The 16108-nt window shown below is 38.7% G+C and carries 20 protein-coding genes; 7 read left to right on the top strand and 13 right to left on the bottom strand.

Translation table 11 applies throughout. The features are described 5' to 3' along the window. Positions 1-72: 72 nt before the first annotated feature. Together VMUT_RS11300 and VMUT_RS11295 are read right to left on the bottom strand one after the other, a co-directional pair. Positions 73-1056 carry an ABC transporter ATP-binding protein gene (locus VMUT_RS11300; RefSeq protein WP_013605546.1) on the bottom strand — a complete coding sequence of 328 codons (984 nt, stop codon included), beginning with the start codon at positions 1054-1056 and terminating at the stop codon, positions 73-75. Continuing rightward, positions 1046-2020 (bottom strand): ABC transporter ATP-binding protein, encoded by a 975-nt coding sequence (locus VMUT_RS11295; RefSeq protein ID WP_013605545.1) that lies wholly within the window; start codon positions 2018-2020, stop codon positions 1046-1048. The genes VMUT_RS11300 and VMUT_RS11295 overlap by 11 nt, the downstream gene beginning before the upstream one ends. 62 nt (positions 2021-2082) lie before the next feature. Here VMUT_RS11295 and VMUT_RS11290 point away from each other — a divergent pair, with 62 nt between their 5' ends. Together VMUT_RS11290 and VMUT_RS11285 are read left to right on the top strand one after the other, a co-directional pair. Beyond that, entirely contained in the window at positions 2083-2505 is a 423-nt protein-coding gene (locus VMUT_RS11290) for a PH domain-containing protein (RefSeq protein ID WP_013605544.1), read from the top strand. 32 nt (positions 2506-2537) lie between these two features. Continuing rightward, positions 2538-3971 carry a TldD/PmbA family protein gene (locus tag VMUT_RS11285; RefSeq protein ID WP_013605543.1) on the top strand — a complete coding sequence of 478 codons (1434 nt, stop codon included), beginning with the start codon at positions 2538-2540 and terminating at the stop codon, positions 3969-3971. Here VMUT_RS11285 and VMUT_RS11280 read toward each other — a convergent pair. Further along, positions 3955-5313: a TldD/PmbA family protein gene (locus VMUT_RS11280; RefSeq protein ID WP_013605542.1), complete on the bottom strand. Its 1359-nt coding sequence runs from the start codon at positions 5311-5313 to the stop codon at positions 3955-3957. The genes VMUT_RS11285 and VMUT_RS11280 overlap by 17 nt on opposite strands. A 92-nt stretch (positions 5314-5405) precedes the next feature. On the opposite strand from VMUT_RS11280, the gene VMUT_RS12885 reads away from it, so the two are divergent. Further along, the gene (locus VMUT_RS12885; RefSeq protein ID WP_013605541.1) at positions 5406-5576 is read left to right on the top strand and encodes a hypothetical protein; all 171 of its coding nucleotides are present in this window, start codon (positions 5406-5408) and stop codon (positions 5574-5576) included. An 81-nt stretch (positions 5577-5657) separates the two neighbouring features. On the opposite strand, the gene VMUT_RS11270 is transcribed toward VMUT_RS12885, so the two are convergent. The 7 genes from VMUT_RS11270 to VMUT_RS11240 form a co-directional block, all read right to left on the bottom strand. Beyond that, positions 5658-6218: a class I SAM-dependent methyltransferase gene (locus VMUT_RS11270; RefSeq protein ID WP_013605540.1), complete on the bottom strand. Its 561-nt coding sequence runs from the start codon at positions 6216-6218 to the stop codon at positions 5658-5660. A gap of 65 nt (positions 6219-6283) precedes the next feature. Next, entirely contained in the window at positions 6284-6712 is a 429-nt protein-coding gene (locus VMUT_RS11265; protein ID WP_013605539.1) for a hypothetical protein, read from the bottom strand. 164 nt (positions 6713-6876) lie between these two features. After that, positions 6877-7407: a hypothetical protein gene (locus VMUT_RS11260; RefSeq protein WP_148224770.1), complete on the bottom strand. Its 531-nt coding sequence runs from the start codon at positions 7405-7407 to the stop codon at positions 6877-6879. After that, the gene (locus tag VMUT_RS11255) at positions 7400-8200 is read right to left on the bottom strand and encodes a hypothetical protein (RefSeq protein ID WP_048057053.1); all 801 of its coding nucleotides are present in this window, start codon (positions 8198-8200) and stop codon (positions 7400-7402) included. Before VMUT_RS11255 ends, VMUT_RS11260 begins: the two co-directional genes overlap by 8 nt. 1 nt (position 8201) lies before the next feature. After that, on the bottom strand, positions 8202-8981 hold the full coding sequence (locus VMUT_RS11250; protein WP_013605536.1) for a hypothetical protein: 780 nt from the start codon (positions 8979-8981) through the stop codon (positions 8202-8204). 17 nt (positions 8982-8998) lie between these two features. After that, the gene (locus VMUT_RS11245; RefSeq protein ID WP_013605535.1) at positions 8999-9637 is read right to left on the bottom strand and encodes a hypothetical protein; all 639 of its coding nucleotides are present in this window, start codon (positions 9635-9637) and stop codon (positions 8999-9001) included. 107 nt (positions 9638-9744) lie between these two features. Beyond that, on the bottom strand, positions 9745-10752 hold the full coding sequence (locus tag VMUT_RS11240; RefSeq protein ID WP_048057052.1) for a hypothetical protein: 1008 nt from the start codon (positions 10750-10752) through the stop codon (positions 9745-9747). A gap of 114 nt (positions 10753-10866) precedes the next feature. Between VMUT_RS11240 and tsaA the strand changes: the two genes are divergently transcribed. Both tsaA and twy1 read left to right on the top strand, forming a co-directional pair. Beyond that, the gene (gene tsaA / locus VMUT_RS11235; protein WP_013605533.1) at positions 10867-11490 is read left to right on the top strand and encodes a tRNA (N6-threonylcarbamoyladenosine(37)-N6)-methyltransferase TrmO; all 624 of its coding nucleotides are present in this window, start codon (positions 10867-10869) and stop codon (positions 11488-11490) included. A 52-nt stretch (positions 11491-11542) separates the two neighbouring features. Further along, positions 11543-12646, top strand: a complete 1104-nt coding sequence (twy1, locus tag VMUT_RS11230) for a 4-demethylwyosine synthase TYW1 (protein WP_013605532.1) — start codon at positions 11543-11545, stop codon at positions 12644-12646. Here twy1 and VMUT_RS11225 read toward each other — a convergent pair whose 3' ends face one another. Then, positions 12647-13483 (bottom strand): class II glutamine amidotransferase, encoded by an 837-nt coding sequence (locus VMUT_RS11225; RefSeq protein ID WP_013605531.1) that lies wholly within the window; start codon positions 13481-13483, stop codon positions 12647-12649. A 97-nt stretch (positions 13484-13580) separates the two neighbouring features. Between VMUT_RS11225 and VMUT_RS11220 the strand changes: the two genes are divergently transcribed. Together VMUT_RS11220 and VMUT_RS12725 are read left to right on the top strand one after the other, a co-directional pair. Beyond that, positions 13581-14522 carry a ParA family protein gene (locus VMUT_RS11220; RefSeq protein ID WP_013605530.1) on the top strand — a complete coding sequence of 314 codons (942 nt, stop codon included), beginning with the start codon at positions 13581-13583 and terminating at the stop codon, positions 14520-14522. A 14-nt stretch (positions 14523-14536) separates the two neighbouring features. Beyond that, positions 14537-14890: a hypothetical protein gene (locus tag VMUT_RS12725; RefSeq protein WP_048057051.1), complete on the top strand. Its 354-nt coding sequence runs from the start codon at positions 14537-14539 to the stop codon at positions 14888-14890. Between the two features lie 4 nt (positions 14891-14894). Here VMUT_RS12725 and VMUT_RS11210 read toward each other — a convergent pair whose 3' ends face one another. Both VMUT_RS11210 and VMUT_RS11205 read right to left on the bottom strand, forming a co-directional pair. Next, positions 14895-15272, bottom strand: coding sequence for a roadblock/LC7 domain-containing protein (locus VMUT_RS11210; protein ID WP_013605528.1), 378 nt, complete (start codon positions 15270-15272; stop codon positions 14895-14897). A gap of 399 nt (positions 15273-15671) precedes the next feature. Further along, complete coding sequence (locus VMUT_RS11205; RefSeq protein ID WP_237699660.1) at positions 15672-15977, bottom strand: hypothetical protein; 306 nt, start codon at positions 15975-15977, stop codon at positions 15672-15674. Positions 15978-16108: the final 131 nt, after the last annotated feature.

Raw genomic sequence — 16108 nt, 5'->3', positions numbered from 1 at the left:
TAAAATGGTTATTACACTATTATCTATTTCCGTGTGAAAAAATACAATTTATCATATGAACATTATATGGAATTATTTCTTTACATATAACCAACACGAAACCCTAATGCCCTTCTCTGTTTTTATCATGGGTGGTTCCTTTTCTTTGCAAATATCCATTCTGAATGGGCATCTTGGGTAAAATCTGCATCCCTTTGGTGGATTAACGAGGCTACCAACCTCCCCTGTTGGCGGCTTTAAATCTGGCTTGGCTATATCGGGTACTGACTCTATAAGTGCCTGCGTATACGGATGTAGTGGCTCCTTAAGGATTATTCCAGTTTCTCCTATTTCCATGATCTTACCCATATACATAATCATCGAGATATCACTCATATATCTGGCCACAGCTATATTATGAGTTATTAGTAGGTATGTTAGGTTATGGCGCTGTTGCAAATCGAGTAATAGATTGAGTACTTGAGCTTGCGTAGAGGCATCTAGTGCTGAGGTTGGTTCATCAAGGACCACGAATTCTGGATTGGTAATTAAAGCCCTTGCAATGGCAACCCTCTGTCTTTGTCCACCTGATAGTTCGCTTGGCCTTCTTGTAGCTAATGATGAGTAATCCAACCCAACTTCATGCATTATTTTAGCCACTGTCTCGTCAAGCTCCTTACCCTTAACGCCCCTATTTCTTAGTGGTTCTCCTACTATGTCCTTAATTCTCATTACTGGGTTAAGGCTTGAATATGGATCTTGAAACACCATTTGCAACCTTGCCCTTACGTTTTGCAAATTCCTACCTCTTACGTTTGTGATATCAATATCATGAAAGTATATCTTACCTGATGTGGGATATTCAAGTGTGACTAATAACCTACCTAGTGTTGTTTTTCCACTTCCAGATTCACCCACAAGTGCCGTTGTTTTCCCCTTCATGATTTCAATATTCACGTCATCCACGGCCCTAACAAAGAGGGGCTTTTCCATTAAGATCTTGTTTATTATACCGTAATTCTTAGCCAAAAACACCTTGGTTAAGTGTTCAGTCCTTATGATCACATCATTGACCATACAAATGACACCTCACGTATACATTACCTACTCTAACAAGGTTTGGAATTACCTTACTACATACATCCTTAGCATTTGGGCATCTTGGGTGAAATCTACATCCTGTTGGTGGATTCATTAGGTTGGGTACGGAACCGCCTATCATTGGTAATTTACCCTCAGCCTTACTTACCCTAGGTATGCTGTTCAGCAATGCCTGTGTATATGGATGCCTTGGTTCATAGATAATATCTTTCATGGTTCCTAGCTCCATTAATTGTCCGGCATATAATACCATGATTGAATCACCTATTATTGATGCAACCACTATATCATGGGTTATAAACAGGATTGAAATACCATAATCTCTCTTCAAATCCTTAAGTAACTTAAGTATTTGTGCTTGTACAGTAACGTCTAGTGCCGATGTAGGTTCATCAGCAATATACAACTTGGGCCTCATGAGTAATCCCATGGCTATCATAATCCTCTGTATTTGCCCACCGGATAATTGATGAGGATATCTATCAATTATTAACTCAGGATCAGTCATCCTAACATCTCTCAGTACTTTCATTATTTCATCGATGGCCCTATTTTCATCAAAACTATTACCCTCTCTTTCATATCTTACCTTTAATGCTTCTAGTAATTGATCCTTGATCTTAAATACAGGATTTAGGCTAGTTGCTGGTTCCTGAAATACCATAAATATGCCTGTGCCTCTTATTTTTCTAACTGAGTCATTACTCATATTCAATAGATCCAAACCATCAAATATTATGGATCCATTAGCATATGCTGCATTTGGCGGTAATAACCTAGCTACAGCCAATGCCAGTGTTGACTTACCGCTTCCAGACTCACCAACAACTGCCAATGATTCACCCCTATCAATACTAAAGGTCACGTCCTCAAGCGCATGAACAATACCAAGCGGTGTCTTATAGGCCACACTTAGATTCCTAACTTCAAGAAGTGCCATATTTAATGATTTAATATATGATTTCAATATTTTTAAAGTCTTACTTCATTAACTATGTCTAAATGCCAAATTATGATAATTGTATTAAACCTGAGGTAATGAAGACACTTATTAAAGGCACAATAATTTTAGTAATATTCTCATTATTTCTCGATATAGTACCATCAAAGTTTATAAATTACATAATCTTTGTGATTCTATGGTACATATTACTTAGCACGTATATGCTATGGAAAAGAATGCACAAGTATTGTATAAATGAGGGCCATATAATCATAAGAGGATTAATAGGAGTTAGGTCCGTAAATGCTTCAGAAATAATTGATTGTTTCATATCCCAGGGCATACTCGCCAAACATTTTAACTGCGGTTCAATATACCTGGTTCTGCAAGATAACAAGGTAATAATCATAAGAGACATTCCACAACCAAATACTTACTATAGCATATTGTGTAAGAATCTGAGTAATAGAAACAGTACGTAATATCTATAAATCCAGCTAAAAGTCTTATACTAATGAGCCTATCTGAGGATACCATTACTAAGGTCCTTGATTTAGCCCTGAGCAGCGGTTCTTCGTATGCCGAGGTTAGGTATCAGGTTGATACCGTTAGATTTGCCAATGTTAGGAATGGAGCGCTTCAATCATTAAGCAGCTACTCCTATGGTGGTATTTCGATTAGGGTCTTGGTTAATGGTATGTGGGGTTTCGCTGCTACGAGTAGTACTGATTGGGATTCTGTCAGAGATGCCGTGGGTAGGGCTGTGTCATTGGCTAGGTCTGTGGCTAGGCTTAGGAGGAGGAAGGCGACGATTAGTAGGGAGAGGCTTGCCAGGGTTTCGTATGATATTAGTCAGAGGGTTAAGGTTGAGGATTTATCGAATGAGTATCTGATTAAGTATTTGAGCGAGCTTGATACTCACACTAATGTTGAGTCCAGGATTAGGGTTAGGAACCTATTCCTTAGCGCTACAGTTACCGAGAAGCTAATTGTAACTAGCGATGGAGCCTATGTTAGGAGTAAGATACCTAGAGTCTACCTATTCGGCTCATTAATAGCCTATGACCCACAGAGCGGCAGTTTCCAGAGAAATATTGAGTTTGGTGGTTCAGGTGGCTTTGAGGTGTTGAGTGATATTGAGGATGAGATTGACAGGGAAGTCAATGTTATTAAGGACGTGCTTGACAAGGCTAAGCCACTTCCTCATGACGAGGCCATGGACGTAGTACTAAGCTCTGAGTTGGCGGGTATAATGGTTCACGAGAGCATAGGCCACCCGCTGGAGTTAGATAGGATCATGGGTAGGGAGGGCGCTGAGGCCGGCGAATCGTATGCCAGACCAGACTACCTAGGCAGTTATAAAATTGGTAGTGACCTGGTCACAATAATTGACGATCCAACAATACCCAATAGCTACGGCTTCTACATAGTCGATGAGGAGGGGGTCACTGCCAGGCCAAGGTTCCTAGTTAGGAATGGCATGATTAATGAATTCCTAATGAATAGGGAGTACGCATCATATATCGGGTTAACAAGCAATGCCGCCGCTAGAGCTAGCGAGTTCGATAAGGAGCCAATACCGAGGATGGCAAACACGTACCTAGCGCCAGGTAATTGGAAGCCTGAGGAAGTAATCAGGGAGACTAGGAGGGGACTGTACATTGCTTCATACACTGAGTGGAACATTGATGATAAACGCTGGTTTGGGCGTTATGGAGGTTTTGAGGCATATTACATAGAGAATGGAGACTTGAAGTTCATGGTTAGGGAACCATTCATCGAAGTCGACACAAAGACATTATGGAGTAACGTGGATGCGGTGGCCAATGATCTCAGGTTCTACCCAGGAACCTGCGGCAAAGGTAACCCAGAGCAGGGGGTACCAGTCTATTTAGGCGGACCCACATTCAGGGTAACTAATGTTAGGGTTTTTAAGGCTCCGCGCTAGTGCCCTTCGATATGTTTAAATCCCTGATTAATACGTACGGTGCCGTGCCGGGTAGTGGTGAATCCCACCAATAAACCTGCCTAGCCTCCTTACTTGAGTCAATGAAGTTCCTAAGTAATGACCTGAAGGAATCCGCAATCCTTAATCCACGTACCCTAGCACTTAACTTACTATTCCTAACAAGGAAGGCTGCGTCCCTGACGACAGTCGAGAATACGCCCTCCTTAACGTTTTGGAACCTCGTGTACCAATTATTAGTAACTACAATGCCATTACCAAGCTCTACCGCTATAGCCTCAACATCATTGGACAATCGTCCTGTGCTTATCGCAACATGCCTTGGCCTAGGCCTTAACCAATTACCAACTGCGTGGCCTGTGCTGATTGTGCCGAACTTAACAGCTGTCCTATTATTATGCAATAACCCAGTGAGCACACCCTTCCTTATAACCTCCACATTCATCGCCTTATTACCCTCGTAATCAAAGGACTCAGACCCAAATGCATTTGGGTCATTCGATAGGTCAGTTATTGATAGTCCCTCACTAGCTATTGAATTGCCAATATCACTCTTAGATATACCTGTCATCTCAGTTATTACGGAATATGCATTAAACCACATAGCCATCATTACACCGTATAAATGACCCGATACCAACGGACCAAGAACCACATTATACTTACCACTACTTACTCTCTCCTCGGGTAAATCCTTGGCCAGCCTTACTAAGTGACCTGCTTCGACACCCGCAATTCTTGGTTTAAACCCATCCAGAGTATTGGATATAGACACTGACGTGGCAGTTAAATCATCAATAAAGGCCCTAATTGTGAGTGTCACGAAGGATGCACTATCCTCAAGCTCAAGCCCAGCACTATCAACGTAGTAACGCTCCTCAACACCAAATGTCATTGCACCGGCATTCCTCTGTGAACCTTCACCGAGTGATGCTTGAATTGCATCATTTAATCCATCAATTAACTTGTCGGTTTCTCTCTCAATCCTATTATCATACTTACCAATTAGTTGACTTGGCTTTTCGCCGTGGGTTAATGGTACATAGAACTCATCCTCAGGTATGTTACTTAACTCCTTAATTAACTCATAGACCTTATTCTTAATAATATTTATGTCGGCAATTGAGAGTGACGCCGTTAAATACCTCTTTGACTTGGCAATGTATATCGCTGTCTCGTGAGTTACCCAGTTATTTGCTATCGTAGGTTCATTATTAGCAAACCTAATCATTGACCAGCGAATCCTTCTATATATTATTATGGCATCATCAATTAAACTCTTAACATCCCTAATGATGCTGCTTAAATCGTCTAATGAAACCACATGCTATATTAATGAGAGGGTATTTAACGTATTCCTCAACGAGTTGCAACACTTAAATATTGCCATACTAAACTGAATCTTGAGGCAGACCTATGGAGGCTACAACACAATTAAGGAAGAGCATAGGGTGTAAAGCCACAAATAAGGGATTACTTAAGGTCCTTGCAGCGGCCCAATTGGGTCTTGCGTTATTACTTTCCTTATTTACAACGGTTATTGATCCTCCATCATTAATAAATATCGCAATCGCATCCTTCACATAGAGTTAAGCATACTCAGCGCTCTTTTCTTTAATTTACTAACGTATACACCGCTCATTCATTATTAAATTCTCACCTAATTAATTACTTTAACCTCCTGCCGATTGCAATTATTAATAGGAACGACCTAGTGAACTTAATGTCAAAGTAAGGAGTTAATACACTGGTTAGGCATTTTTCATTGCATGAATGATCCCCTAATGCCCTGACTCTATCGGCATCGGCCTCAACAACTATGAATACTGAGCCGGGTTTCAACGAATCACGTATATTCCTAATGGATGATGTGTGGTCGCCCCAGTGATGTAATGTGAACATAGCTACAGCTGCATCGAACCTCTCCGGTATGGTTGGTAATGCCCAACTACCTGCGTTAACAAAGTCAGGTCTCCAAAACCTCCTGGCCTGCCTAAGCATTGGTAGGCTTACGTCAACACCAACTACGTAATAACCATTATTACTTAATATGCTGGCTAACCTACCCGTGCCAGGTCCTACTTCGAGCACTTTTGCAGGTGGTTTCACGTACTTCCTAAGTGTATTTGCCGTTATTCTATAGCCCCATAATAATAACGTATCTAGAAGCCTATATATCCTGGCCATTTTTTCATTAAATTGCTCAAAATACCCATAATTACTTGTCATTACTGCTGTGTATTGTTTAAGGCTAAATTACTAACTCGTGAGTATAATAATTATGAACAGGACCCTTAACTGTGCGTAATTATGAAGTATATAGTTATTGTGGCATTATCGCCATAATTAACCACAGGACTTGGTTGTATGAGAATGGATATGTAGTAGTTACCTGGCGACAGCAGAATTTCCTTTGAATCCGTGTATGATTTCCCATTATTTATTACATGTAGTATTCCCACATATTGACCATCGGGTCTTTGGATATACAGCCAGACATTATTAATGCCATTGCCAAGGTAGTAAACATTCACGAGCCTGATTACCTCAGTCTGTGGGATGTTTATCTCTTCGGCGTCATTATAATAAATATATGAGGCGTTGGTTAATTGAATGTGAATATTAAATAAATGGTAATAGTGCTGTTGCTGTGCTGAGGCCATTACGTTAGCTATGGCGAGTATTATTAATGCCAGTATCAATGCCATGAATATTGTTTTCACAATTATTTTACTTTCTATTTTTAGTATTTAAATATTTCTATTACTATTGAAATAATATTTTATAAAATAATAATATAGTCGGAATATTTCCAATAATAATTAGTATTTATAAATCTAATTTTTAAATTAAAAAGTATAAAATGCGCAAAAGTGATTATGATACGTTAATTGGTAATATTGATATCCTCGTTGAGGTTGTATACAAATTCAACTCCTTTAATCATAACAATGTATGTTCCACTTACTGTTGTCATTCCCGTGAAGTTCATTGGTAATTGTATCTCCTCAATAATGATGTAATTACCGGGATTTAGGTTAAAGATCGTATCATTAGGGTACATCGCTACCAAAGCATTACTTGCATTAAGTATCATTAATGTTAATTGCACTGGTTCCTGCGCATTTATGTTAAGTTCTACTGTTATTGGGCGTGTAATGATTACCCTTGCCAGGGTTATGTTTATGGTTCCCGTATTATTAACGTAAATAATTACTGATTTACTAATTGAAGCACTTATGTAAAGACCTGTTGGTCTATTTATGAAATTACTTATGTACTGAGATTGAGCTTGTTCTATACTAATTGGTGGGTTTGTTACATTGATTGATGTCGTTACGTATTTATAATATACAGCGCTTGCTAGGGCTATTAACGCCATAACCAGTATCATGATTATTAAAAATAGCTTACGCATATTCACCCGCCAATGGTTTGCCTGGTTTACCTTTAATAAGCGCTTTGGAGATGGCCAGTATTATTCCCTGTTCAGTACTTAATTCCGTGATCGATGATCCATCAAAGTAAATGAAACCTTTATCTGTAAATGATAAGTATTCCTTAACACCTTCAGGTCTTCCCGTATTACTTGCCGTAATTGCCATATCCCCAATAATCAATGCATTATTAATTATTGAATACTGAATACCAATCCTATCCAGAGCTTTCCTAATTGCGTTGATGGGGCCTTCAGACCTCACCATTAGCAATGTCTCCTCAATGATTGTCATCCTCCTCACAGTAATCCACCTAGCCCTAGTTACTGCATTTACTGAAGTTACTATGATTAAGAATACCAATATGTATAATGGTATTCCAAAGTACGTGGTATATGGTATTCTAATGTACATGTAACCGGTCTCCGTACTAAGCACCGAATAACCACCGTAGAATAAGTACCTACTCTGGAAGATGAATACTGTGATTATTAACATAATGGCTAATGATAACGTGAATAGAGATAGGTAGAGGGAATACCTGCTATTTCTCCAGGCAATTGGTATTAATGCTGAAGTAATCACATAGATAAGTGCTGCAATTGAATTTGGTAGGATTAGGAAGTACTTATGGCCTAGGAAGGTTATGGAGAAGCCGAGTGGTGTTAATTCCTGGGTATATATATTGGACCTTAAGCACCAAAGCGGTGCTAAGAACCAAGAGATTACGAATATCAATGCAATAATCAATTGAATGATAACTTCTAGCCTCACACTAACCACCAGTTATGAATACCCTATATAACGTTAACTGCGACGTCATATTAATGGTTGGGTAAACATAGGTAACACTAACCGGTAAGTACAGGGTATAGGTATGACCGTTCACTAATGAGCAGGAGAAAACCCTGGCATTCGGAATAGTGCCTAGGTTAATCGTAATGACTGTATTGTTAATGCCAGGGGTTATGTATGTTGATAATGGAATGTTACCAATTACATAAAATACATATGATGATTGAGTATCATCTACTAGGGTAATGTTTGATATTTCATTTATCATAATTGGTACTGGTGTTGAGTATGAAATCAATATATTAAGTATGCAATCACTATACTCCACATTACTTATCCAGGTATTGATCCTCACGCTTATTGGTGCAACCAGGAAGAAGCCTATGTACATTGGGTCGCCATAAAACGTTCCACTAACCAAGCCCTTAATTCCTATGGTACTTAGGTTAACATATTGAGGTAATAACGGGTACTTTGCTTCAAGAGTTAGAGGCCCAATGGTACTTAATTGTGCTGATTGTCCTGTTTCAAGGATACTTGCGTATCCTCCCGTGATTGTTATATTACCTGTTGCATTAATTATAACTAGCTTAACGATTAGACCTTCACCCGATACTGTTGTATTCTCAACATCTACATACGGTGTGATCATGGTTGCCGGGTGTATACTTGATGTGAATTTAACCGCGCCATAGGTTATTATGAGAGCTATTAATGTTAGGATTATGGATAATAAAATAAAGGTTTTGAAGGGGGTCATTTTAATCAACCAAATTACTAACCGCTAATTGGTGGTAATGGCACTGTCGCATTACTCATAATATTGTAACCAAAGTATAGTGTCACTGTTTCAGATTCGCCAGTACTTAACGACGCTATTGGTTGAGCTATTACTGATATGAGATAAGGCCCTGTATTCAATGCGCAGGCATTAGTTGTTCCTTGTATTGGTTCTGCATTTGCTATTATCGTGAAACTACAGACGGACTGCCCAGTATATGCATTTTGAATAACTATTGTTAACTGCTCAATTATTGGTGTGCCACTAATTGTAACATTAGTTATGTATATCCAGCCTGGCGTATTAGCAAGTAATCCAAGTGCATGGTAGAAGTAGGTATATGATGCGTTAGTAAGTTGTATCTTGGCGGTGAATCCCTGGGATGTCGCTGTGAAATTCGCGTAATTGCCTGCATAGCTATTTAATGGTACGGTGCATGTGGTGCCCGTTGGCGTCGTATACGTGAAGTTCTTACCGCTATAGAAGGTTAGTGGTGCTTGAGATACTGAGGCCGTTATTACACCCTTATAGTAATAGATCACATCAGCTAGTGCAACAACACTGATTAACATTAGAGCTATCGCTGCTATTAGTAGGTATTTTCTTGTTTTTCCATTTATTTTAAATGTTCTCATACAATTAATATGTTAAGTTTTTCTTTTTAAACTTTTCTTATAAATTAGGTATTTATTTTTAGTAATATTTATTCTTCATTGTTTTAGAAAATGAACATAATCAAGAACTAACCTGCAACTGGAGGTAATGGTATTGATTCATTATTAACAACATTACATGCTAAATAAAAATCTATTGATTCACTTTGTCCAATATATAGCGGAATTATTGGTTGAACAAACACAGAGATATAGTACGTACCTGGTTGTAATGTGCATCCAGTTGTTGGTGGTATAATTACGTAATGAGATCCTGGTGAGCAGGCATACTCATACTCCTCATTTAGCTGATTAAAGTAGTTCTGTAAATTAGTAACTTCTGTTATGTTAGTACTTGATATGGCATTATTAGTCATTGTAATGACTTCATCTGACGTTAATGGGTAATTCATTGTGGCGGAATTCTCAAGTGCAGTAACCGCCTGAAATAGCAATAGCTCAACCTTACCACAATAACTACTTGGTTTATATGGACCTTCACTCGGGAAGTATAGCGCCTGGAGCAGTGTGTAGTTGCTTAGTTCAGTGCAGTATTGGTTTAATGCAGTGAATACTGAGCCAAGGGTTTCATTTGGTGGGTATTGTGAGGACCATGGTGGTATTGAGGCATGGTTTTTCCAATAGCCTGCTGTACATGATTGATAGGTTTGTAATGGTGTAGGCATTGCCTTGTAAATTACTGGCAGTATGCAGTATGTTTGGTTTTGTGGTGTTGTTATGTATAGCCACAGGTTATTTATTAATTCATTACTTACTGTTACGTTAGTTACGTAGAGCCAGCACCAGGAGTACACGTTCATCCCAAGCACTTGGTAGTAATAGGCATATGAGGCGTTGGTTAATTGTATTGTTAATGAGAACCCTGTTGGCGTTATACTTGTTGCTATGTAGGGTGGTACGTAACCATTGGGGCCTGGGAAAAAGGTTAGTGGTGCCTGGGATACCGTAGCAGTTATCACACCTTTATAATAATAAACTACGTCAGCTAGCACTAATACGCTTATGGCTAATGCCATGAACATTAGTATCAGCGCTATTCTACTGTATTTTGCGTTTCTGATTTTCTCTGTGAACATTATATATCAATTATTTGTTTTCTCTTTTTAATTTTTCTCTTCATTCTAGTCCTTAAAAATATGGGAATATCTTGGCAATAATATTTAAAGTGGCGCTTTAATGATTCATGGATTGTGAATATAAGGGAATTTATAAATACGATTAAAGGATATGGATTACTGAATGCATTAATAATGGAATTACTTAGAGATAATGATGCTTATAATGAGCTATCCAGGTATTTCGTAATAACTAATACCAATAATGACCTATTTCTAAGGCCGATTGGTATTGTTAAGCATGGGCTTAATGATGATGTGGTAAAGTCCTCACCTATGGGTGTTGATGGATTAATTGAGATCTTTGATGAGTTCATTGATGGGTTAAGGAATATTGATGGATTCTCACATCTAATAATAATTTCACTACTTAATAAAGTAACTAAGGAACAGCAGAAGGTACTTGTTGTTAGGCCTAGAAGACTTGTGAGGTTCGGTATTGCTGCTAATGAGTTGCCTAAGATCGGCGTATTCGCCACCGATTCACCACATAGACCCAATCCAATTGGACTTAGTATTGTTAAGCTCGTTAATAGGGATGGTAGATTCCTCAGGGTTTCTGGGCTTGATCTATTTGATGGAACACCGATACTTGATATTAAACCGTATACACCCGATAGGTCTGTTGGGATTAATGACTTAAGGACACCAAACTGGTATTCTGCGCTTTGGAAGAGGATTGGTGGTGGCGTTATTTAACTTCAAATAAAAGTTTATAATTCTAAGTTTGGACATTAATTGCTTGATAGCGATGGAGAGGATTGACCAAGTGATTAAGGAGACACTGAGGTATCACGTTATTAATGAGGTTAATAGTAGGATTAGGATACGCATTACTGATGACACAAGGGCTAAGTTGATAAAGGCAAGTTATGGAATTTACAACCACTCTACGGTGGAGCTATGTCACTGGACAAAGAGCGCTCTTGTAAAGGGACAGAGCTGTTATAAGTTTAAGTTCTACGGTGCGCCAGCCGGTGGCTCACATAGATGCGCTGAGTTTAGCCCGGTGGGTATGATATGCAGTAATAGGTGCGTCTACTGCTGGAGGCCGACCGAGTCCTTTGACTCCTTCATACCCAGTGAGGACTTGGTTGATGATCCCGAGGAGATTGTTCAAGGAATACTTAGGGAGAGGTATAGGCTATTGACTGGCTACTTCGGAAACCCAAAGTCCAAGGACAGGGCTAAGGAGGCCTTGGTGCCAACACACTGGTCAATATCGCTATCCGGAGAACCAACTCTGTACCCAAAGCTACCGCAGCTCGTTAGGTACCTCAAGGGTTTACCGAGTACCAAGTCCGTGTTCATAGTCACGAACGGGGAACACCCAGAAATGCTTGAGAGAATGCAACGTGAGGATGCATTGCCAACGCAGCTTTACCTGTCATGCAATGCGCCGAATAAGGAGTTGTTCTATAGGATTAATGTGCCGGTTATGTATAGGGAGGATGCATGGGAGAGGTGGTTGAGGAGCCTTGAGTTACTTAGTAGGTTGAATACGAGGACCGTTATTAGGATAACCCTGATAAGGAGCCTTAACTACGACTTCAAGTACATATCCGAATTCGCAAAGCTCATGCTAATCGGCAACCCACACTTCATTGAGGTTAAGTCCTACATGCACCTAGGGCACTCAACCTTCAGATTAAAGAGGAGTGACATGCTTAGGCATGAGGAGGTTAGGGAGTGGGCTATGAAGTTACTTGATGAGATTAACAGATTGGGTGGTAACTTCAGACACATGGATGAGGATGAAGCAAGTAGGATTGTTGTAATACAGAATATGAGTAGATACATTGATAGGTGGATTGTAAGACCCGAGGAGCAACGTAAATACAGCAATTACGTTTAATCATATTAAAAGTTTCCATGAATCAACCTGCTTAATCGTGCCATCACCATGAATGTAATATTTATGGTATTCGCCATTATCTAATACATAGCAATTACCAACGATGTTCGGTTTATAATAATCAATTACTGTTGATGATGCGTAAACAAAGCCTCCAGGTACCTCACATCGATAAAGCCTATAATACTCCTCTCTAAGGGTTTTCTTATAATCATCAACAACCCTATAATAACTACCAATAATAAGACTAATCAAGTCATCCCTAACTAATGCAATACCAAGATTAGCTCCAGACCTGGTGAACCTTAGTATCCAACTCAAGTCATCCCTAGTGATGTCGCCTTTAATCCTTCTCGCGAGAGCTAGGTTCGCTATATACGTATCATTAAACCTAACTGCATAATCTCTGCCAATACCGACCTCCTTGGCGATATCATCCCTGTAAAACGAGCCATTATGAATCATGTAAAGCTCAAAGCCATCAGCAGTCTCGGTCTTAACAGGATGAGTCGAGAACACATTAATTGGCGTACCGGTACTTGCTGCCCTGGCGTGCATCATCATTAAAACAGTACTATCATACGCACTACTTAGAAAACCACTTACAATATTAATTGCATCATCCATAAATATAGCCCTAACACTCCTGTGATGCAGAGTAGATGAATTATTAACCCTGATAAGAAGGGCTCCCCAACCATCGCTATGTTTTTCCTCATTAAGGAAGTCCTTACCATATGGGTCCATTGAAGCTGCCTGCACTAGGCTCCTACCTATACTGACTAGCGTTTCTTTAGCATTGCTGAACTTGCCAACAGCAACAACAAACCTACACATACCTGCCTGATCGAGATAATGAGAAATTAATAAATGTTTTGTGTTCTACAATTGAACATAAAACTTATTAGGAAGTATACCAAAATAAACAATTATTATGTTTACCATAGCATTTATATCAGCAAGCGGCGGTGCAGGAAAAACAACTCTAGCTATAAACACAGCCGCATCTTTAGCTATCGATGGTCGCAAGGTCCTATTCATAGATTTCGATCCATCAGCAATGGCAACCCGTGTATTACTGGGTAGGACATTCGACGAATGCAATTTAAAAACCCTAATGAAAAAGCTCGTTGATTACAGCAGGGGCTACTCAAGGAATATGCCCACAGTTAGCGAATGCCTGCATCAGCATAAAATACCAGGAAATAACGCAGCTTTCCACGTATTACCTGGAGGTAACTTAGACGAAATTAGTAACGATATCAAAAATGTACCAAATTGGGGATCATTACTTAAGGTACTCGTTGATAAAATAATGGAAGAGATGAGTTACGACTTCGATGTAATAATTCTAGACTCACCCAATTGGGTATATCAATTCTTTGAAATGACATTTTCATTAGCTCCACTTTATGTAGCTATCACGAGACCTGGCATTCAGGAGATTACTAAATTCATAGATTTCCTTAGGCAAATTATGGATATGCTATATAATCAGAAAATATTCGTACCAAGCAATAAGAGGTATGACAGCCTAGTATCATACATTGTTAACCAATATAGATCAAATATGAAGGCTCAAGACGTCATGAAAACTTGGCGTGAAGCAAAAGAAATAGTAAGTAAGGCATTCCCAAATATTCGGCCATTAACTAATAATAAACCTGATAAGTATTACGGCAAGGAAAACACAGAATTTGTGGGATTTAAACATGTGGATGACATTTCCCTAGATTCATATGTGGAGGACGGCCCACTATACACCAGAAAGTATAAGGAAGAAGATAAAATAAAGCCTATAAAGCAGTTCAAGGCTTATTACGAATCATTAATGCAGTTCATTTCAGAAATGGCACCTGTCGAAGTAGCTCATTAAACTAGGGTGTTAAAATGGCGAAATTTTGTAGGGAAAAAGAGTACGTAGCAATAATAGCTCGTCGTCTGAATTGCGATGAATCGTACCCAATAAACCTTGGATTCATTAATGTTAAACCTGACCTGATGTGTAATGGTATTGCCTATGAAGTTGAATGTGAGGATAAGGTTCATTATGGTGTTGGCCAGGCCCTGGCTTATCAATATGGTGGTTTACGAGCAGGACTTATAGTGATAGTCATTGATGAGGATAGTAATAAGATGAAACAATTAATTAATTTCCTGAAGTGGATAAGTGATAAATTAAAAATTGATGCACATATACTTAAATGCATACGCTACGACTGTGAATTGTTAAAAATTGCGTGACTAGTTATTGATGGAGTATTTTCTCTATTCTTTCTTTGACGTAATCCAGACCCATGAGTATTAATCCAAGGTTTGAGTCTTCACGGGCAAGACTAACTAGGACTACTTCATTGTTTATTGGGTACATGGTAATAAGATACTTACTCGCCCTAAATAGGAGTAGGTTTGTATTGCCAATGCCTGACTTACTAAGCATCCTATCAACAGTTCCCTTAACGGCTGCGAAAACAGCACTCAATGACTTAGCATTGATACTATCCCTCATTACCGAGGAAATAATAAAGCCATTTCGATGAATAATCATAGCTCCTAAAACCTCATTGCCAGTATTATTTACAAAATCCCTCAATGCAAGGTTAACCTCAATACCTAACTTAGACATGCACTTTATATCAAAAAGAGACCAATATTTAAATTTTTACTTCCACGAAGATCACGGAAAATATTATAAATAATCAAAGACGAAACATAAAATACTTCCTACAAATCTGAAATAATGTTCAAAAAGCAATTGATCAAAAACGCAATACAAAGGCAATTTAAAATATAATATTGATAAAAAATAATGTAAATAAAAAACTAATAAAATCATAGAACCAAGTAATAATAAGGATCATTTATTAACTATGATTTCCATGTGTGAGTGGGGTCGGGCGCGCGCATAGTTATCGATTATATTCTATTGCTAATTAATGTTCAATTCTACAATAATTATAACCTATTTATTAACCGTTACAATCGTTCATAAACTATATACTAATAAATACAACACTATGATTTCTCATACTCCCTCAATAATTAAGTAGATCTCCTGCCCTTTAGCCTTACTTGTTAAGTATTGTGACACCTCACTTGGTGCATTTTCAACTGCAAGTAGCTTAAGGTATGTTTTCTTACCAGTGAATTTCTCAGCGGCTATGGCGGAGGTGTTGAGTTTCTCTAATTGACTATTGACTTCTTCAATACTCCTTAGTGTTACCGTAACCTCACCCTCCACAAGCCTCTGAACGGTCTTATTCAAGTCACTAACCGCATTAATTAATTGCTTAATTGAAGACTGAACATCAGAAATGCCGAGTAACTCCACCACAGCCAACCTAAACTACTCATCTTCCTCTAATGCCCTAAGAAGTCCTTCTTCTCATCAGGGCTTAAACTCATTAATTCTCTATAAATTCATGTGCGCTGAAAATAAAAACTATTCTTGGTTCATAAGAA

The sequence above is a fragment of the Vulcanisaeta moutnovskia 768-28 genome (assembly GCF_000190315.1).
In the GTDB taxonomy this organism is placed as follows: Archaea; Thermoproteota; Thermoprotei; order Thermoproteales; family Thermocladiaceae; genus Vulcanisaeta; species Vulcanisaeta moutnovskia.
This window is presented reverse-complemented; position numbering and strand designations above follow the sequence as displayed.